Below are 18,998 nucleotides of genomic sequence, written 5' to 3'. Positions count from 1 at the left end.
TTTAGTACAGCTTTAAAAACCAAATACTTGGGCTGCAATCGTCATTGTAACCAGCGTAATTAATACAATAGCCACAATGTTTAGCACAAAGCCGGCTCTTATCATGTCGCGCATTTGAATTTGCCCTGAGCCAAACACAATAGCGTTTGGTGGTGTCGCTACCGGCATCATAAACGCACAACTACACGCTATAGCTGCAGGAATAACCCAAACCAATGGTGAGCCTGTTATAGACTCTGCAACGGGCCCTAACAAAGGAAGAAAGCCAGCTGCAGTTGCTGTATTGCTTGTGATCTCAGTTAAAAACGTAATTAATGCCACAACAACAAGTACACTCATAACAAGTGGAATAGTGCTAGCGCCTTCAATTAGGTGAGCAATAAATTCAGCAAGCCCTGATGACTTAATTTGAGATGCAAGTGTAAGCCCGCCACCAAATAATAATAAAACGCCCCACGGCACTTTAGCTGCGCTTTCCCAATCAAGGATACGCTCACCTTTGCCTTTATTCGCTGGCATTACAAACAACAGCAATGCCGCTGCAATTGCAATAGTAGTATCTGAAATATTAAGACCTGTTATGTCACCTAATAAAGGTCTAAATATCCAACACAGTGCTGCTAAAACAAACACAAATAACACGCCTTTTTCGGCGCGCTGCATTATACCTAGGTTTTTTAACTGTGTTGAAAACACCGCTTTTGTATCAATTTTTTGATCGTTTTTAACATTAGCATCTACTTTATACGCAAATTTAGTAAGCCAAACCCAGCTAATAATTAGCATACCTAAAGACAGAGGTACGCCTACAATCATCCATTGCGCAAAGCCAATTTCTATTTCGTAACTATCTGACAAGTAAGCAGCCATTAAAGCATTAGGCGGAGTACCGATTAAGGTAGCAATACCACCAATACTTGCACCATAAGCGATTGACAACAGTAAAGCCTTACCAAAACCTTCATTACTCGGGTCTGATTGCTTAACTAAATTAGTAATTGAAAGCGCAATAGGCAGCATCATTACAGCTGTTGCGGTATTAGACATCCACATCGACAAAAATGCGGTTACCAGCATCATGGCTAAAATTTGCAAGCTTGGCTTTTTACCCGCATATAACATGGTGCTTAGCGCAATACGTTTATGTAAGCCCCAACGCTCCATAGCAATAGAAATTAAAAAACCACCTAAAAATAAAAATATTAGCGGGTGCGCATACGGGGCAGCCACGCTTTTAATTGCTGCTATATCAGCCAGTGGTGATATTACCAGAGGGAGCAAAGCAGTTGCTGGAATTGGTACTACTTCGCTCACCCACCACGATGCCATCCAAAATGCTAAACCTGCGGTTTTAAATGCCGCTACAGACATACCCGTTGGTGGATCGAGTAAACATGTCATTAGCATTACTACAGGGCCTAGTATCAAAAAAAGCCATTGGAAATGTCTTTTCTTATCTGGTTTTTGCGTGAGTATATTATCTGTCATGGCAGGCCTCTAAAACTTGTATTTAAGACCAAGCGCAACACTGCTGTCGTCTTGTTCTTCTAAATTAAGGTCGGTGTATAAAAGGTAAGCAGTTGTTTGCTTATCAAATACATAGTCAAGGCCCGTAGTCCATTGTGTTGCCTCAGAAGTTTGACGAAGTAAAGAGTCATCTTTAGCAAACTGTAATTTAGGTACCCATTTATCAAGCGTATAGCTTGCACTTAACACATAACCGCTACCTGATTTTATACCATCTGTTGATTCAGAATGCTGATATAGCGCACCAAGCTGTAATTGTTCAAATTTATAGGCTGCTGCTATTCGGCTCGCATTAATATTATTAAGAGAATCAACATGGCTTAATGATAAGTAATATGAGGTGTTTTTTAAGCTACGATCACCATAAATAAAAGTTGCTGCAAATCCAGCTTCGTTATCTTTGTTGTCGTCTTTTGGAGCATAAGTAAACGAAAATTGCGTATTATGCCAATAATTAGAAGTGTATGTTAGCGTATCACCAAGTCTATCTTGTCCTGCAATAACTTGGGCTATGTCACCTTGGGTTTCATTAAAGTTATCAACTTTGCCTTCAGAGTATTTAAAGCGAGTATCATTTCTTCCCACTACAAGCTCGCCAAATTGACCTTTTAAACCAAGATAAGTATTCCTTGCACTAAATGGCTCTTCGGTGTCATCTTGCTCAAAGCCTTTTACTTGCACTTCGTATTTAAAAACAACGTTTAAATATTCATTTAATTTGTGTTGCCCTTGAATGCCTATACGCGAAAATGGCGCTTCAATCTGCGTGCCTTCTTCTGCGTAACGCATAATACCCGTATCTGTATTAGCAATTTGCACTTCGGCTTTACCATAAACATCATATTCAGTAGCACAAGCCGTGTACGAGTAAAAAGCTAAGCTACTTATTGAGGTGAGTAAAATAGTAGAGTGTGTAAACTTTATCATTATGTGTCCTAATTATTAGAATCTACTTGTTGTCAGACCTAATAAGGCAACTTTACTGCCAATGGTAAAATACTATTACATTTCAGACGGTTAATGGATATTGCGTATAAAAAAGAGAATAAATGTGCGGTTTCCCACACACCACAAAAACGAAGTTGTCACATAAACCACACAATTTAGTCAATAAACATATCACGGTTTAAATTGTATTTACTCATTTTATCGTAAAGGGTTTTACGAGCGATTTGCAGTGTATCCATCGTATTTTTAATACTACCATGGTTACGCTCTAGGGCCTCTTCTATTAATGACTGCTCATAAAAAGCAACTTTTTCAGATAAGCTTAAATCGGGAGAAAGCTCACCTTTAGCCTGCGTTTTGCTAACACTAAAAGCAAGTTCTACTCCTAATAAAACCGCGCGCTCAGCTTGGTTTCTAAGCTCCCTTACATTACCAGGCCAGTCGTACGCTAAGAGTCGCTGTTGTATTTCGCTATTAAGAGGTGCTGGCGGCTTGTGATAGCGTGTTGCTGCAATAGAGCTAAAGTGCTTAAACAGTAATACTATATCTGCTTTTCGAGCTCTAAGTGGGGGTATATCTACTTTTACCAAACTTAGCCGATAATATAAATCTGCTCTAAATTCACCTTTTTCAACAAGTGAAAGTAAATCTACTTTAGTGGCAGCTACAATGCGTATATCTAATTCAATTGCTTTATTATCACCTACTGGAGTTACTTTTCGCTCCTCTAATACGCGTAATAATTTAACCTGCAACGACATTGGGGTACTTTCTATTTCATCTAAAAAAACTGTACCACCTTGTGCAAATTCAAACTTTCCCTTACGAGTGTGAGTTGCTCCGGTATAGGCACCACTTGCAGCACCAAATAACTCACTTTCTATCAACTGCTCAGGCACCGCGCCGCAATTTATAGCCACAAAATTACTTGCTGAGCGAATACTTTGATCGTGTAAGTAACGCGCTACAAGCTCTTTACCCGTGCCAGTTTCACCTTCAATCATTACATCAGCTGGGGTATCAATAACCGTATTGAGTAAATGCATCATATCTTGCATTTTAGGAGTATCACCCAGTATACGTACACCCGGCGCTGAGGTTTTTTGTACAGCAAGTTTTAGTGCACGATTTTGAATCACTAAGCTACGCTTGTCGCATGCTCTTGCTATGCAATCAAGCAATGTTTCGTTTACTGGTTTTTCAAATAAGTCATACGCGCCTAATTGCATTGCTTTAACAGCAATAGTTACATCGGCGTACCCTGTTAAAAATATAACCGGCAGTTCACTATCAAATGCCGTGACTTGCTCAAGTAAAGTAAGCCCATCCATTGCAGGCATATTTATGTCACTCAGTACAACGCCCATAAAACGTCGATTAAGCTTTGTTAGAGCCGTACTTGCATCATTAAAGCACTCAACTGTATAGCCTTCGAGAGTAAGTAATTGTTTTAATGAATCTCTGATCATCGCTTCATCATCAACTACAATGATGTGCTTACACGGTGAGTTTTCAATCATCGGTTTTATCCTGCGTGCTTGATAGACTGATTATAAACTCAGCCCCGCCTTGCAGTCGATTGTGCGCACTTAAAGAGCCATTAAACGAGTCAATGATTTGTTTTGAAATAGATAATCCAAGGCCTAAGCCGTTACTCTCTTTAGTACTATAAAAAGGTTCGAAAATATTACCAAAAGCATGTTGCTCTATTCCAGGCCCTGTATCTAAAATTGAGAGTTTTACTCGGTTATCAAAGCACTCAACATTAAAACTTAATTTACGTATTATTGCGCCATTCATAGCTTGGCTCGCGTTAGTTATTAAGTTAACCAACACTTGCTCAAATTTAAGTGAATCAACCCACACTATTAACCCACTATCTAAATTAGGCTGCTCTACGTGTACGTTATCTTGCTTTAGTTGTGAGCTGGCAATCATTAAGGCGTTATTTAATAAACCAGCTAACGGATAAGGCCTTAATTGAGTTTGTGATGGTTTGCTAAAATGTTTTAGCTGCCCCACTATTTTGTGTACGCGACCTACAAGCCCCTCAATCACCGTTATGCTTTCGCCAAGTGCGGTGTAATTTTGCTTAGCGAGTAAACGCTTGGCGCTTGCTAGGTATGTATTCATAGCGCTAAGGGGCTGGTTTATTTCGTGATTAATACCTGCGCTTAACTGCCCAATTGTTGCAAGTTTTGCTGATTGAACTAATGCAACTTGCGTTTTCTCGAGCTCTTGTGTGCGCTCAATCACTTTTTGCTCAAGACTATGCCTAGAGTAAACGAGCTTTTTATAACCCGCAAAACGAGCAAGTAAACTATAACCAACAATCATAACTAAAGCATAAATGCTAAATGCCCAAAACAAGCGTATTAATTGAGCTGAATTTACTTTTGTTATATCAACAAGTACGTTCATATGTGCACTAAAGTAACGCAATGGTTTTGTCGCACTCACATAGAGGTTTTTATTAATTTTAAAATGCGAAATACCCTGGCTCTTATATTGAAATTGCTTAATATATACAGGTTGATGATCTAAATAGGCACGGCGTAATTTTATATTACGTCGCTTTGTTATATCAAACTCGCTGAAGCTATTTAAACGCCATGTTTGCATATCAGACATCGCAATTACATTATCACTAAGCTCTAAATAAAAATGGCTACCTTTAGATGTATTTAAAAGCTCTCTGTCGTTTTCAAATTTGCTTACATTCACTTTTAATACAACAACACCAACCGCTTTGTTGTCGTGATAAACAGCCTGCGAAAAATAAATACCACGCTCTTTTGAACGCATACCTAGTGCAAAGTAGGCCACTTTTTCACCTGCAAATGCACGCTTAAAGTAAGGTCTAAAGGCAAAGTTACTGCCTAAAAATGTGTAATCGGCTTGCCAGTTACTACTTGCCGTAACTGCGCCCTGGGCATTAAGTACAAATATATCTGATGCACCACTGGCTTGTTGTATATCAGCTAAGTAGTTATTTATAGCGTTGTAATGGGCTTGGTCGCCGTTTGCAAATTCAATCATTAACTGATTATAAGTAAGTAGCTGGGGAATAGCCGAAAAACGAGCGAGTTCAGTATCAATGTAATTATTTAATTGAGTAACCTGACGCTGCGCTTGAGCTGTTGCTTTTTCAATATCGTGAGCGCGGCCTACCCAAAATGTAACAACCAAAATTAATACTAATAATATACATACTGTAATTATTTTTTTAGAAAACGTAAACATGGCCTACCCGAGAAATAGCCTAAAAATTTAAGGTCGCTAGTGTAACGACTTATATGAGGCAGGGATATAAACTTTTTGTTAACAAATGAATTTAATTATACTTGTTAATTAAATCTAGTCCTAAAAACAAAAAACACCGCAAACAGGTGTGCTTGCAGTGTTTAAGGTTTAGAACAAAATTAATACGTTATTAATTTGTAGCTAAAGCTGATCTGTTTTTTAGGTATTTGTATAAACCAATTAATGAAGCAGCTATCCAAAATATTTCTATCACAAAGCTAGCTAAATTAAAGTTATAGCAAAGGCTAATTAACAACAAAATCGCCCCTGTTAAATTCATCATATTATACGTTAGGCTAGATGGGGACGTTTTTCCTAGCTGCAGTAAGAAAAATGAACCAACTACTAAAAAAGTACCTGTCATACCTATGATGTCAAATAAGAGTGCTATCACGAAACTATCCTTTATCCATTTTTAAATAACCCAATAAACTGGCCCGATCCATGGGGAGGGTATTTTTTCATTCATTGAAACAGCAAACCGAGCGATTCTATCAATATGATAAATTCTAACAAGGCCATATGTCCGTATGAAGAAATTTTACTGTATCTGAATTATTTAAAAGTTACTTTGCCACCAATTATTTTATAGGCAGGTGCACCACGAATAATCGCTTCTCGGGCAAAAGGCCGACTGCAATTAGGGCAAATACAGGGCTCGTGTGTAAAGTCTTGACTAATACGCTCTTTAAAACACTTAACTAATGCTCCTTTGCCTCCTTTTCGATACTTAAATAAGGAAGCTTTACAAGCAGAGCAAAAAATATCGACCGTTTTAGTGGGGCCTTTTTTATTAGGTTTTGCCATTAAGTCCTTCAGTACTATATAAAAAATTATTCTTTATGATACCAGTTTATAGCAATTCGTTTAATTAAGTGATCTATTTGAGGATAGAAAAACGTGTTGATAGCTAGGCAAAAAATTCGCTATTTAACTGTTCTAAATGAGAATTTTTTTTCGCAGGGAGCGACACATTTAGCCTCACAAAATGATTAAGTTTATTGCTCATTGGTATTAGGTAGATAAAGGTGACCACTGGGTTTTAGAATTTTTACGCGGTATGATTATTAAAGTGAGCTCATAATAATTTAATGATGATGAAAAATATAACCTAATCTTTGAAAAAGAAGCGGTTTAATTGAGATGATAATACATTCATATTAAAAGGTTTGATTATAAACCCCGATACTTTAGCTGCAATAACTTGCTTAACTTTATCTGTACTATCCTCACAGGTAACCATCAACACAGGAATATCAGCAAGGGCTGTGTCTTTTCGAATGTTTGTGAGTAAATCAACACCATCCATTTTTGGCATATGAAGATCTGTTATAACCAAATCGAAATGCTGATCACGTAATAAAGCCAAAGCTTGTAATCCATCTGTAGCTTCAACGATATTGCAATACTCCAACTTTCTTAGCATATTAATTAAAACATGACGCATGAGCGGCATATCATCAACAACTAATATTTTCATTAATACTGCTACCAGATCATGTAAATACGATTATATAAACCTACTCTACTCTCAGGTAAGAATCAAACCGGGCATTAACGGCTACTCAACCCTTACGGCCAAATACCTAAAATAAGCCCCATTAACGAAAACTGTAAAATACAGTAACTCCCATTAATTAAAAATAGCTTTAAAGGGCGTTGCTCAAATATATAACTTAATCCTAGTGAACTACTGATCCAAAAAAAGCCGATTACAAAGCCTGTTCCTATACACTCAACTAAGCTTGCGTCTTTACCTAAAAATAGAGACAACATTAAAGCCGCTATAAATACTAAAAAGAAGCTGCCGCCAAATATCAACTTAGGATTGGCTGATTGTAAATCAAGGTCAGTTAAGCCAATACTTTCTAGCCAAGCGTTTTTAAAGAGTGCTTTTGAGTACCATATGCCGCCAAGCATAAAAGAAGACAGTGCAGCCACCAGTATTGCAAAATAATCTACATCTAAAAGGTTCATACAAACAGCCGTATACAAAATGTGTAATACCGTTTGGTATTAAATATTAACGGTATAAAGATACTCTCAATGTAGTTACAAATAAGGTATTGAGCAAATTGCTTAACTTGAGTTAATTGCCTTTATGGAGAGTAATTTTAAAAATAAAGGCTATAAATCGCCAAATTTAGCGCTAGTTAACGCCGCTAAATTAGTTGGGGAGAGTGCGATTTCTAAACCTCGCTTTCCGGCGCTCACATAAATAGTATCAAAAAGTGAAGCACTACTATGAATAAACGTAGCTAAGCGTTTTTTTTGCCCAAGTGGACTTACTCCACCTAAAATATAACCAGTGCTAGCTTGAACTTTTTGCGGGGCAGCCATGGCTACTTTTTTGGCACCACATAATTTTGCTAACTGTTTTAAGTTAACTTGTTGCGACACAGGAGTAACAGCAACAATTAGCTGCCTTTCGTGTGTTTCAAGAACGAGGGTTTTATATACTTGGGCGCTATCTAAATTTAACTTTTCAACAGCTTCAAGCCCATATTGACTATTACCTGCATCGTGTTCGTAACTGAGTACTTCAAAGGGGATTTTTTGTTTTTTAAGTAATTCGATTGCTGGGGTCATACTATTTAATCGTGTTTTTTTTAACAGTAACAAAAATAAAATTTAAAGCAAAAAAAACGACGCTAAAAAGCGCCGTTTCATTATTAATAATTTAAATTTACTTAGTTAAATCATCAAAAAACTTTTTAACACCGTCAAAAAAGCCTTGCTCTTTAGGACGATTTTTCGAGCTATCTGTACCCATACTTTCATCTAACTCTTGCAGTAGTTCACGTTGACGCTCGTTAAGATTAACTGGCGTTTCGATTACTACCTTACAAATTAGATCGCCTTGGGCACCACTTCGAACAGACTTAACGCCTTTGCCACGCATACGGAACATTTTGCCCGTTTGCGTTTCAGAAGGTATTTTAAGTTTTGCACGACCATCAAGTGTAGGCACCTGAATTTCGCCACCAAGACCTGCTGTTGTAAAGCTAATTGGTACTTCACAGTATAAATTATTTGCTTCACGTACAAATATTTCATGTTCGCGAACAGATACTTGCACGTACAAGTCGCCAGATGGCGCGCCGTGCATTCCGGCTTCACCTTCACCAGTTAAGCGGATACGGTCTCCTGTATCAACGCCAGCTGGAATTTTAACTGAAAGCGTTTTAGTTTTTTCTACGCGGCCCTGACCATGACATTTGTTACAAGGGTCTGAAATAATCTGACCTTGTCCCTGACACGTTGGACACGTTTGCTGAACAGCAAAGAAACCTTGGCGCATTTGTACTTGGCCAGCACCATGACATGTAGTACATGTTTTAGGCTTAGAACCTGCTTTAGCACCACTGCCATCACACGGCTCACAACCCACCCATGTTGGTACTTTAATTTCAACTTCTTTACCACGAACCGCTTCTTCTAAGCTCAAGTCCATGTTGTAACGTAAGTCAGAACCACGTTGTTGACGAGATTGACGTCGACCACCGCCGCCACCAAAAATATCGCCAAATACGTCACCAAATACATCACCAAAATCGCCATGACCGCCACCAAAGCCGCCATGACCACCACCACCGCCTTGCTCAAATGCCGCGTGACCATGTTGGTCATACATTTGGCGTTTTTGAGGATCAGTTAAAATCTCGTAAGCTTCTTTAACTTCTTTAAATTTAGTTTCAAGCTCTTTATCGCCTGCGGTACGATCTGGATGATATTTCATCGCTAAGCGTTTATACGCTTTTTTTATGTCTCGCTCACTCGCATCTTTGCTTACGCCGAGGGCTTCGTAATAATCGCGTTTTGACATATCTATCACACTACTCTTTTCTGTTTGCAGCGTGAGCTGCTGGATAAACCGATAAATCGCATCGATTTATCATTGAATTTTTAAACCTTAAATACATGCAAAAGGCGCGACAAGCTATTGCTCGCGCGCCTCAATTGTTCATCCTAACCTAAACACTCGATTGAGTTAAGTGTTTTTGGCTAGCGAGAAGCGTTAGCAACAATTACTTGTCGTCTTTCACTTCTTCGAACTCTGCATCAACAACGTCGTCGTCTTGCTTAGCTGATTGCTGTTGCTCGCCTGCATCTGCTGAACCTTGCTGTGCTTTCGCTTGTGCAATTTCCATTAGTTTTTGAGACTTTTCAGCAAGAGCTTGAGTTTTAGCTTCAATCTCTTCTTTGTTGTCGCTCTTAATAGCAGCTTCTAAATCTACAACAGCCGCTTCAATCGCTTCTTTGTCTTCGCTTGGTAATGCATCGCCAGCTTCTTCAATTTGCTTACGAGTACCGTGTACTAGAGCATCAGCTTGGTTACGAGCAGCTACAAGTTCTTCAAACTTTTTATCGTCTTCAGCATGTGCTTCTGCATCACGAACCATTTTTTCAACTTCTTCATCGCTTAAGCCTGAAGATGCTTGAATTGTGATTTTTTGCTCTTTACCTGTATCTTTATCTTTCGCAGATACATGTAAGATACCATCGGCATCAACATCGAATGTTACTTCGATTTGCGGTGTACCACGTTGTGCTGGACGAATACCTTCTAGGTTAAATTGACCTAGAGATTTATTGTCGCTTGAACGTTTACGCTCACCTTGTAACACGTGAATTGTTACAGCAGATTGGTTATCTTCAGCTGTTGAGAATGTTTGCGATTTCTTAGTAGGAATCGTCGTGTTTTTCTCAATTAATGCAGTCATTACTGAGCCCATTGTCTCAATACCTAGAGATAATGGAGAAACGTCTAGTAATAGTACATCTTTAACGTCACCAGCAAGTACCCCACCTTGAATCGCTGCGCCTACTGCAACTGCTTCATCAGGGTTTACGTCTTTACGTGGTTCTTTACCGAAGAAATCAGCAACTGTTTTTTGTACTAAAGGCATACGTGTTTGGCCACCAACAAGAATAATATCGTTGATGTCGCTTACTGATAAATCAGCATCAGCAAGTGCACGTTTAAGTGGCTCTAGAGATTTAGTTACTAAATCTTCAACTAGTGATTCAAGCTTAGCACGTGTTAGTTTCACGTTCATGTGCTTAGGACCAGATGCATCAGCAGTTACATACGGAAGGTTTACTTCAGTTGATTGTGCAGATGACAGTTCAATTTTTGCTTTTTCAGCAGCTTCTTTAACACGTTGCATTGCAAGAGGATCAGTTTTTAAATCTAAACCTTGATCTTTCTTGAATTCAGCTACCAGGTAGTTGATTACACGGTTATCGAAATCTTCACCACCTAAGTGAGTATCACCGTTTGTAGCAAGTACTTCAAAAGTGTGCTCGCCTTCAACTTCATCAATTTCAATGATTGATAAATCAAAAGTACCGCCACCTAAGTCATATACTGCAACGATGTTTTCGCCACGGTTTTTATCCATACCGTAAGCAAGTGCCGCAGCAGTTGGCTCATTGATAATACGTTTAACTTCAAGACCCGCAATACGACCAGCATCTTTTGTTGCTTGACGTTGTGAATCGTTAAAGTATGCAGGTACTGTGATTACAGCTTCAGTTACTTCTTCACCTAAGAAGTCCTCTGCCGTTTTCTTCATTTTTTTCAGTACTTCAGCAGAAATTTGTGGTGCAGCGCGTTTTTCGCCACCCGCTTCTACCCATGCATCGCCGTTATCAGCTTTGATGATTTTAAACGGCATGATGCCGATATCGCGTTGTACTTCTTCGTCTTCAAAACGACGACCAATTAAACGCTTGATTGCAAATAATGTGTTTGTCGGGTTAGTAACCGCTTGACGCTTAGCAGATTGACCTACTAATGTTTCGCCGTCTTGCGTGTAAGCAATAATAGACGGGGTTGTGCGATCGCCTTCCGCGTTTTCAATAACACGTGCTTTGCCACCATCAAGTACTGCAACACAAGAGTTTGTAGTACCTAAATCGATTCCAATAATTTTACCCATGAAACTTCTCCAACTTCAATATTCGTTAATACGTTCGATGACATAGTAAATAGGGATGCGCCAAACTTATTTCAACTGTAAAAATGAAAAAAAATCCATTTTTTGTGATTTATTTACAAAATAACCCTAATAATTGTAAGGAATGGTGATTTTTGCACCGCCAGAGACGTTTTTAATTACTGGTCTGACTAGTTTGGTTGTGTTATAAATTTATTAAATCGCACTATAAAAGGACATCTTCATGCATTTTGAACAATTACTTCTCCAAGCTGCAAAAATTGGAAGTTTAGACAATACCGAACAATTAACTAGCACAATGCAATTTCCAGAAAACTGGTGCCAAGGCAGAACTGCTTTTGGTGGTCTCTCAGCCGCACTGTTGTATCAAGCTATCAGAGGAAAAGTATCTAATGATCGTCGCCTACTCTCACTCAGTACAAATTTTGTAGGGCCATTACTAGCTGATACTCCTTTTTCGTTATCGGTAGAAATATTACGACAAGGTAAAAGCAGCACACAGGTACTCGCCAAAGCGATTCAAAATGAACAAGTGTGTGTAATTGTACAAGCGTGTTTTGCTAAAAGTAGAGAGTCGGGTGTAAATGTGCCTGTTTCAAAGTCTTTAGGGTTAAAACCGGTAGACGAGCGCCATACTCTACCTTTTATTAAAGGCCAGATGCCTGAATTTTTTCAACATGTTGATTTATGCCCTCAACAAGGTGCCATGCCATTTAGCAGCGCAGAAACTTCTCACTTAGGGGGCTGGATGCGCTTTAAGCACACCCCAGAGCAAATAACAGAAGCGCATGTAATTGCATTAACAGATGCATGGCCACCTACGTTATTACAAATGTTTAAAAAACCCGCTCCAGCTAGTAGCATGTCATGGTATTTAGAGTTTGTACAAGAGCCAAACTTATCACCTGGCGAATGGCTTGGCTTTGAAGCAATCACTCATCATTCAAAAGATGGCTATGGTTTAGAAGATGGCTGTATATGGTCACAATCCGGTGAGCTAATAGCGCTTACACGTCAAACAGTGGCGTTATTTGATTGATGAATGGGTTTGGCCTTCATCAACAATTCTTTTATAAGTACCGTTTTGCTTGATGAGCGCCAAACCAATATCAAACTCAGTAGCTAAAGAGAAGTTATTAAAATAAGCAGGTCGCTCTGCTTTTGGAAATAAAGTGTAAATTTGCACAGCTTCGGGTGATTTATGTTGATTGTAGTAATAGTAAAAAATACGCTTATCTAACACAATTACATCCACCCAACCTTTTAACAGCTTATCTACTTGCGCTTTTTGATTAATAACCTCTTGATATGAGCTAAAGTGTTTAACATTACTTTTAAATATAGAAGGCAGATATGCAGTTGCATTTTGAAAAGCAAGGACGTTTTTATTAAACATGCCTTCTATTTCATCAATATTATATTTATTTCGCTTGAGTGTAATGGCTACATTTTCATAACTAAGTACCGGTTCACTTGGATAAATACCAGCACTACTTCCTCCTGCATAATTTAAAAGTATATCTACTCCTTTATTGTGCAATTGATGCTCAGCGCGTTTATTCGACATATATTGCACATTAATATTGGCAAATCCATTAGCCTTTAACGCGGCTTTGATTAAACCTAGGTGTATACCCGAGTCTGTTTTTGCAAAAACATAGGGCGGAATTGATGCGCTCGCGGCGATAATTACTTCTCGCTCTTTATTAATAGCCACAGCATTTTGCGAACAAATAAAGAGCCACATTAATATGCAGTACAAATAATATTTCACACGCTTCCTTTATATAACGAGCAGCTTGATGGCAGAACGCGTTGTATTAATGTATTAAATATAGCAAAATTGAAGAAATATTCTTCTTGCTTGGTATTAAATTGCAAACTGTCTGCCCCTGTTGTGATCTGATCATAGATATACCTCGCATAATCGCAAAACAAATGGCGATATGCCCACATTGTCACCATAAACTTTGCGAAGCCGATGTTAATCACGACAGTCGCATAGTTGCACTAAGCTTTAGCGCACTATTAATGCTGCTCAGCAGTATGTTTTACCCTTTTATTTCATTTAGTAGTAGCGGTATAACTCAAACTATTACACTACCCGACGCGGCTCGAATTTTGTTTAATTATGATAGTGAGCTGCTTGGCTTATTTATTGATTTGAGCATTATTGCCCTGCCCATGGGTTTGCTTCTTATTTTAATTCCTTTGCATCTTGGGCTTTTAAAAGCATTACCAGAGAGCATTGCAAGGCGACTACTAAAGTTCACTTTGGCGTTAGAGCCTTGGATTATGTCGGAAATATTTTTAATTGGCGTACTTGTTAGTATGGTTAAAATCATGTCGCTGGCTGATATTAGCTTCGGCACGAGTTTTTGGGCTTATGTGGGGTTTGTTATTTTATACATAGCTGCACTTGTTCACTTAAATCGCCCACGCTTATGGGCTCAAATAAAGCCTGTAAAAGTACTCGAAGGCGCAGAGCATGCTAAACGTGCAATAGATGAAAATATTAAAGCCTGCCATGTGTGTCATCAACTATGTACCGGTAATATTTGCCAGCGTTGCCATACAAAAACACACGTCAGAAACCCTTATAGCGTACAAAAAGCAGCAGCTTGGCTAATTACTTCTGTTGTTTGTTATATTCCAGCTAATGTTTTACCTATTATGCACACCACTAGCCTTGGGGATGAATCCCCTTCAACTTTAATTGGTGGTGTTATTACTCTTTGGAACAGTGGCTCCTACCCTATTGCCGCTATTATATTTTTAGCCAGTGTGGTTGTACCGCTTGCTAAGGCATTTGTATTGAGCTTTTTATGCTTTATGGTTACAAGGCCTGCCAATAAACATACAAAAAGTTACACCCGAATTTATCAACTGACTGAGTTTATTGGTAAATGGTCGATGATAGATGTATTCGTGGTTGCTATTTTAGTGGCCTTAGTTCAACTGGGTAATTTAATGTCAGTAACGCCAGGATTAGGCATTGTATTTTTTACAGTTATGGTAATATGCCAAATGATGGCTGCCCATGCCTTTGACCCACGCTTATTGTGGGATTCCCCTAAAAACAAAAAATCAGAGAACAAAGCATGACCGAAACCGCCGAAATAACAAAAGAACCGAAAATTTCCGCTATCTGGATCATTCCGGCAATTGCGCTGTTAGTGGGCATGTGGATGTTATACCAATACCAAGCTAATAAAGGCCCTACTATTTTTATCGAAATGCCACAAGCAGAAGGTATTATTGCAGGTAAGACTGAAATAAAAGTGCGCAGTGTAAAAATAGGTCAAATTGATCATGTTCGGCTATCCGACACGCAAGACAGCGTAATTGCTCGCGCGCAAATAGATAAAAATTACAACGAGCTACTGACTGACGATGCCAAAATTTGGGTCGTGAAACCACGCATTGATGAAACAGGTATTAGCGGGATGAGTACGTTATTGTCTGGTGTATATTTAGAGTTTTCACCCGGTGAAAGTAAAGAACTAAAAGAGCGTTTTAAGTTACAAGATGAACCCGCCCTCATTGGTAAAGATGTGAAAGGTGGTCGTTTTAAATTAATGAGTTACAACGCTGAAGTACTTGATGTAAGCACCGGTATATTCTTCAAAAATTATAAAATAGGGCAAATAGAAACCGCCACTTTTGATTGGGAAAACCAAGCAATGAAGTACGGCGTATTTATTAAAGCCCCTTATCAAAATCTGATCACCATGAACTCTATTTTTTGGGTGAACGCAGGAATTGAAATTGACCTATCTGCCGATGGTATCAATATTAATACGGGCTCTTTGAGTAAACTATTAAAAGGCGGTATTTCGGTTGGTTTACCTGAACAACAGGCCCCGGGTGAAATAGCACAAGATGGGCATAGCTTTTCATTAAGCCAAAGCTATAAAGAGGCGTTAGAAGAGCGCTTTTATGATTTTGATTACTACCTAATTGAATTTGAACAATCAGTTCGAGGACTACGCACAGGTGCACCTGTCGAATACAGAGGTATGCGTGTAGGTACTGTTGTTGAAACCCCTGCCAATGTAATTATTGACGGTAAACCTGCCCACTTTAGAAACCATAATACGGCGGTTCCAGTGCTTATAAAAGTAGAATACGGACGCTTGTATCATGACAGTGCTTCAGCAAAAGAGTATTGGCAAGGCAGTTTAAAGGGCTGGATTGAAAGTGGTATGCGCGCCTCGTTAAAGCCTGGTAATTTATTAACGGGTGCTGTGTATGTAGATTTTGATATATACCCCGACGCGCCAGAAGCACACCTAGGTAAACTTGTGCAGTATGATGTTTTTCCGAGTATTTCTAGCGGTATAACTGTATTAGCAGATCAAGTTTCTGACGTACTTAATAAGGTAAATAACTTAAAAGTTGAAGATAGCTTGGCACAAATGCAAGCTACATTTACCGACTACCGAGCGCTTGCTAATGAAATGCGAGAGCTGCTAAGCCAAAAAGATACACAAAACTTACCTGGCGACTTTAACCGTAATTTCGAAAAGATGACAAAAAGCATGGAGCAGTTTGAAGTCACTATGCGCCAATTTGATAAAACCATGGCCAGTTACCAAGCCGGTTCTGAACTTCATCATCAAATACAGCAAACATTAAAAGAGTTTAAACGTTTAAGTGAGGGCCTACAGCCTCTAACTCGCGGATTAAACGAGCAACCTAATATGCTAATTTTTGATAAATCATTACCAGCAGATCCAAAACCAAGGAAGCAATAATGAAATCGTTATTTTTAACTGCAAGTTTATTATTACTATTGGCAGGTTGTAGTTCATCAATACAAACTGCGACACAGTATTACCAGTTTGAGCAGCCTATAGGTGCATCGTCTCGAAACGTTGCAGATACAGATGCGCAACTAAGAATACAAACTGTTGTACTTAGAGGCGCTTTAAATAATTTGGGCATTGCGATGAAAATAGATAGCAACCAAATTCATGCTGCAAATTACAACCTGTGGGGCGAATCGCCGGATGTAATGCTTACTGCAACAGCCCAGCAAACACTTTTTAATGCTATGCCCAACTGGATGGTAATAAAAGGCTTACCGGTCATTACTGAACTTGATCAACAAACGTTTTATGAGCTTGAATACGAAATTCACCACTTTAATGGCGATATGCAAGGTAACGCTGATATTTCTGGGCTTTGGCGTTTATATTACACACACCCTGAAACAGGCCGACGTCTTATAAGTATTCATAATTTTTCAAACCTAGTGCCTATCGATGATGATGGATACGACGGTTTAGTTTCAACGCTTGAAGCAACATGGCTAAATATAAACCTAAATGTTGCAAAACAAATAGAACAAGCAAGACTTTAATCATTCAGTGACAATATAATCACGGCGGTTTTATCATCAATTACCGTCGAATCTTACTTTTTGCTGCTTCTTCAATAATTTTTTAAGTTGATGAATGGCATCTCTTTACATCAAGGAATTAACGCTACAAAGCACTCTATTAAACCACCTCTAATAAAATTTTATCAAACATGTAAATTTTTGTTGACTGAAATTAAAAAGCGGATTATTTTTGCGCCGATGTTTTTACAGGCACAACAATAGCGGTTTGCACTCCTTGCACCGTCTGGCGCCAAAGCCAACGCGTTTCACTTAAGCCGCTATTTAACATAACTGTTTATGTGTCCCTCCCTCGCGTACAAAAGCAGTGACTTGGAAGATGATTTAACAACAAACTTATCACCTTCTTTGTTTTTGTATAAGCAGTTTAAAAATTAATACTATTTTAATTTTTATACATGCTTTTAATTTTGTGAATACTTAAATGCTTGAACCTTCTGCGTTAAGTTTACTGCCACCGTTGGTGGTAGTTGTATTGGCTGTTGTATTACGCCGCCCTATTTTATCTTTACTTATTGGTGCTTTAGTTGGTTTAGTTATCGCCGATCCTGCACAAGTACTTACTAACTTTGCGAGTACATCGCTAAAAGTGATGACAGACGAAACCATCGGCTGGCTAATACTTGTATGTGGTGGCTTTGGCGCTTTAATCGCGCTATTAGTGCGCACAGGTGGCGCATCGGCTTTTGGAAAGTTAGCCCTTAAATACACTAAAGGTAAGCGTTCATCTTTGTTTATGACCTTTTGTTTGGGTGTAGTTATTTTTATTGATGACTACTTAAATGCGCTTACCGTGGGTGAAACCATGAAACGCATTACCGATAAATTTAAAGTGAGCCGTGAGATGCTTGCCTATGTTGTAGACTCTACTGCTGCACCAATTTGTGTACTTGTCCCTTTATCTACTTGGGCGGTTTTTTTTGGTGGCTTACTCGTAGATAACGGTATTGCAGAAGAAGGCAAAGGGATTGCAGTTTATATCCAAGCCATACCGTATATGTTTTATGCGTGGTTTGCAGTGCTTGTTGTTTTACTTGTTGTGCTGGGTATTATTCCTGCGATTGGTCCAATGAAAAAAGCAGAGCAAATGGCACAAATTGAGCAAGCTCAAGTCGACCCAGCTCAATACAATGACGTTCAAACAGCGGATGAATATGCGGTAAAAGCCGTAGAAGAAAACTTTGAAGATGCTGATCCTAAAGGTAAATTACGTAACTTTTTGGTGCCGATTATTTTACTGGTTGCATTTACTGTTTACTTTGAAATAGACGTATACAAAGGCTTATTAGCAACAATGGCGGTCACTCTCCCGTTTTATGCTCTACAAAAATTAATGAGCGTAAGTGAAATGATTGAACGCATGCTTGATGGCTTTAAAAGTATGATCCCCGCGATTGGTACTGTTATAGCTGCGTTTATATTTAAAGATGTATGCGACTTAATTGGTTTGCCTCAGTTTGTTATTGGCAGCTTAAGCCCTTATATGACCGCTGCATATTTACCAGCCGTGGTATTTATTTCAATGGCTATTTTAGCGTTTGCAACAGGGTCTAGCTGGGGTATTTTTGCTGTATCAATTCCCATTGTTATGCCACTGGCAAATGCGGTTGATGCAAACATACCACTGGTCATTGGTGCGCTATTATCGGCTTCCTCTTTTGGTAGCCAAGCGTGTTTTTACTCAGATTCAACCGTACTCGCAGCGCAAGGCTCTGGTTGTAATTTAATGAGCCATGCCGTTACACAATTGCCTTACACGCTAATTGCTGCGGCATTAGCTGTTATAGGCTTTTTAATAATGGCTTAAATTAGCTGAATAAATAATAAACCCCAATGTAGTAATACATTGGGGT

General features: G+C 38.8%; 17 protein-coding genes. 5 read left to right on the top strand and 12 right to left on the bottom strand.

Annotation, left to right across the window (positions count from 1 at the left end; translation table 11 throughout):
• Positions 1 to 12 precede the first annotated feature (12 nt).
• The 11 genes from QT16_RS11610 to dnaK all read right to left on the bottom strand — a co-directional run bounded on the left by QT16_RS11610 (position 13) and on the right by dnaK (position 11,723).
• A complete protein-coding gene (locus tag QT16_RS11610; protein WP_039488494.1) occupies positions 13 to 1,488 on the bottom strand; it encodes an SLC13 family permease in 1,476 nt (491 codons plus the stop codon).
• Positions 1,489 to 1,497: 9 nt separating this feature from the next.
• Positions 1,498 to 2,454: a porin gene (locus QT16_RS11605; RefSeq protein ID WP_039488493.1), complete on the bottom strand. Its 957-nt coding sequence runs from the start codon at positions 2,452 to 2,454 to the stop codon at positions 1,498 to 1,500.
• A gap of 176 nt (positions 2,455 to 2,630) precedes the next feature.
• Positions 2,631 to 3,995 (bottom strand): sigma-54-dependent transcriptional regulator, encoded by a 1,365-nt coding sequence (locus QT16_RS11600; protein ID WP_039488492.1) that lies wholly within the window; start codon positions 3,993 to 3,995, stop codon positions 2,631 to 2,633.
• A complete protein-coding gene (locus tag QT16_RS11595) occupies positions 3,988 to 5,718 on the bottom strand; it encodes a sensor histidine kinase (protein WP_039488491.1) in 1,731 nt (576 codons plus the stop codon). The genes QT16_RS11600 and QT16_RS11595 overlap by 8 nt, the downstream gene beginning before the upstream one ends.
• A 190-nt stretch (positions 5,719 to 5,908) precedes the next feature.
• Positions 5,909 to 6,172, bottom strand: a complete 264-nt coding sequence (locus tag QT16_RS11590) for a CBU_0592 family membrane protein (protein WP_024595558.1) — start codon at positions 6,170 to 6,172, stop codon at positions 5,909 to 5,911.
• A 161-nt stretch (positions 6,173 to 6,333) separates the two neighbouring features.
• Complete coding sequence (locus QT16_RS11585; RefSeq protein WP_002959073.1) at positions 6,334 to 6,585, bottom strand: hypothetical protein; 252 nt, start codon at positions 6,583 to 6,585, stop codon at positions 6,334 to 6,336.
• A gap of 304 nt (positions 6,586 to 6,889) precedes the next feature.
• Entirely contained in the window at positions 6,890 to 7,258 is a 369-nt protein-coding gene (locus QT16_RS11580) for a response regulator (protein ID WP_039488490.1), read from the bottom strand.
• Between the two features lie 92 nt (positions 7,259 to 7,350).
• Positions 7,351 to 7,755: a DUF1761 domain-containing protein gene (locus QT16_RS11575; protein WP_002959069.1), complete on the bottom strand. Its 405-nt coding sequence runs from the start codon at positions 7,753 to 7,755 to the stop codon at positions 7,351 to 7,353.
• A gap of 150 nt (positions 7,756 to 7,905) precedes the next feature.
• Positions 7,906 to 8,367: a Cys-tRNA(Pro) deacylase gene (gene ybaK / locus QT16_RS11570; RefSeq protein WP_024595562.1), complete on the bottom strand. Its 462-nt coding sequence runs from the start codon at positions 8,365 to 8,367 to the stop codon at positions 7,906 to 7,908.
• Between the two features lie 97 nt (positions 8,368 to 8,464).
• Positions 8,465 to 9,604: a molecular chaperone DnaJ gene (dnaJ, locus tag QT16_RS11565; RefSeq protein ID WP_002959065.1), complete on the bottom strand. Its 1,140-nt coding sequence runs from the start codon at positions 9,602 to 9,604 to the stop codon at positions 8,465 to 8,467.
• Between the two features lie 202 nt (positions 9,605 to 9,806).
• Positions 9,807 to 11,723, bottom strand: a complete 1,917-nt coding sequence (gene dnaK / locus QT16_RS11560; RefSeq protein ID WP_002959064.1) for a molecular chaperone DnaK — start codon at positions 11,721 to 11,723, stop codon at positions 9,807 to 9,809.
• Positions 11,724 to 11,964: 241 nt separating this feature from the next.
• Here dnaK and QT16_RS11555 point away from each other — a divergent pair, with 241 nt between their 5' ends.
• Positions 11,965 to 12,780, top strand: a complete 816-nt coding sequence (locus tag QT16_RS11555) for a thioesterase family protein (RefSeq protein ID WP_039488489.1) — start codon at positions 11,965 to 11,967, stop codon at positions 12,778 to 12,780.
• Here QT16_RS11555 and QT16_RS11550 read toward each other — a convergent pair.
• Complete coding sequence (locus tag QT16_RS11550) at positions 12,769 to 13,515, bottom strand: substrate-binding periplasmic protein (RefSeq protein ID WP_052201212.1); 747 nt, start codon at positions 13,513 to 13,515, stop codon at positions 12,769 to 12,771. The two genes, QT16_RS11555 and QT16_RS11550, sit on opposite strands and share 12 nt — an antisense overlap.
• Positions 13,516 to 13,679: 164 nt before the next feature.
• Between QT16_RS11550 and QT16_RS11545 the strand changes: the two genes are divergently transcribed.
• From QT16_RS11545 to QT16_RS11530, 4 genes are all read left to right on the top strand, one after another.
• A complete protein-coding gene (locus QT16_RS11545) occupies positions 13,680 to 14,846 on the top strand; it encodes a paraquat-inducible protein A (protein ID WP_231619691.1) in 1,167 nt (388 codons plus the stop codon).
• Positions 14,843 to 16,498 carry an intermembrane transport protein PqiB gene (gene pqiB / locus QT16_RS11540; protein ID WP_002959056.1) on the top strand — a complete coding sequence of 552 codons (1,656 nt, stop codon included), beginning with the start codon at positions 14,843 to 14,845 and terminating at the stop codon, positions 16,496 to 16,498. The genes QT16_RS11545 and pqiB overlap by 4 nt, the downstream gene beginning before the upstream one ends.
• The gene (locus QT16_RS11535) at positions 16,498 to 17,106 is read left to right on the top strand and encodes a PqiC family protein (RefSeq protein ID WP_039488488.1); all 609 of its coding nucleotides are present in this window, start codon (positions 16,498 to 16,500) and stop codon (positions 17,104 to 17,106) included. The genes pqiB and QT16_RS11535 overlap by 1 nt, the downstream gene beginning before the upstream one ends.
• Positions 17,107 to 17,569: 463 nt before the next feature.
• The gene (locus tag QT16_RS11530; protein ID WP_024604188.1) at positions 17,570 to 18,952 is read left to right on the top strand and encodes a Na+/H+ antiporter NhaC family protein; all 1,383 of its coding nucleotides are present in this window, start codon (positions 17,570 to 17,572) and stop codon (positions 18,950 to 18,952) included.
• Positions 18,953 to 18,998 lie beyond the last annotated feature (46 nt).

This window comes from Pseudoalteromonas distincta, from assembly GCF_000814675.1.
GTDB classification, from domain to species: Bacteria; Pseudomonadota; Gammaproteobacteria; order Enterobacterales; family Alteromonadaceae; genus Pseudoalteromonas; species Pseudoalteromonas distincta.
Note: the sequence above shows the minus strand (reverse complement) of the source record. Positions and strands in the feature narration are given on the sequence as shown.

What these genes read in the sequence shown, in the direction of transcription:
- QT16_RS11605 (WP_039488493.1), bottom strand. Translation starts at nt 2,454, where the DNA reads ATGATAAAGTTTACACACTCTACTATTTTACTCACCTCAATAAGTAGC.
- QT16_RS11530 (WP_024604188.1), top strand. Translation starts at nt 17,570, where the DNA reads ATGCTTGAACCTTCTGCGTTAAGTTTACTGCCACCGTTGGTGGTAGTT.
- dnaJ (WP_002959065.1), bottom strand. Translation starts at nt 9,604, where the DNA reads ATGTCAAAACGCGATTATTACGAAGCCCTCGGCGTAAGCAAAGATGCG.
- QT16_RS11555 (WP_039488489.1), top strand. Translation starts at nt 11,965, where the DNA reads ATGCATTTTGAACAATTACTTCTCCAAGCTGCAAAAATTGGAAGTTTA.
- ybaK (WP_024595562.1), bottom strand. Translation starts at nt 8,367, where the DNA reads ATGACCCCAGCAATCGAATTACTTAAAAAACAAAAAATCCCCTTTGAA.
- dnaK (WP_002959064.1), bottom strand. Translation starts at nt 11,723, where the DNA reads ATGGGTAAAATTATTGGAATCGATTTAGGTACTACAAACTCTTGTGTT.
- pqiB (WP_002959056.1), top strand. Translation starts at nt 14,843, where the DNA reads ATGACCGAAACCGCCGAAATAACAAAAGAACCGAAAATTTCCGCTATC.
- QT16_RS11595 (WP_039488491.1), bottom strand. Translation starts at nt 5,718, where the DNA reads ATGTTTACGTTTTCTAAAAAAATAATTACAGTATGTATATTATTAGTA.
- QT16_RS11575 (WP_002959069.1), bottom strand. Translation starts at nt 7,755, where the DNA reads ATGAACCTTTTAGATGTAGATTATTTTGCAATACTGGTGGCTGCACTG.
- QT16_RS11580 (WP_039488490.1), bottom strand. Translation starts at nt 7,258, where the DNA reads ATGAAAATATTAGTTGTTGATGATATGCCGCTCATGCGTCATGTTTTA.
- QT16_RS11600 (WP_039488492.1), bottom strand. Translation starts at nt 3,995, where the DNA reads ATGATTGAAAACTCACCGTGTAAGCACATCATTGTAGTTGATGATGAA.
- QT16_RS11610 (WP_039488494.1), bottom strand. Translation starts at nt 1,488, where the DNA reads ATGACAGATAATATACTCACGCAAAAACCAGATAAGAAAAGACATTTC.
- QT16_RS11585 (WP_002959073.1), bottom strand. Translation starts at nt 6,585, where the DNA reads ATGGCAAAACCTAATAAAAAAGGCCCCACTAAAACGGTCGATATTTTT.
- QT16_RS11545 (WP_231619691.1), top strand. Translation starts at nt 13,680, where the DNA reads ATGGCGATATGCCCACATTGTCACCATAAACTTTGCGAAGCCGATGTT.
- QT16_RS11535 (WP_039488488.1), top strand. Translation starts at nt 16,498, where the DNA reads ATGAAATCGTTATTTTTAACTGCAAGTTTATTATTACTATTGGCAGGT.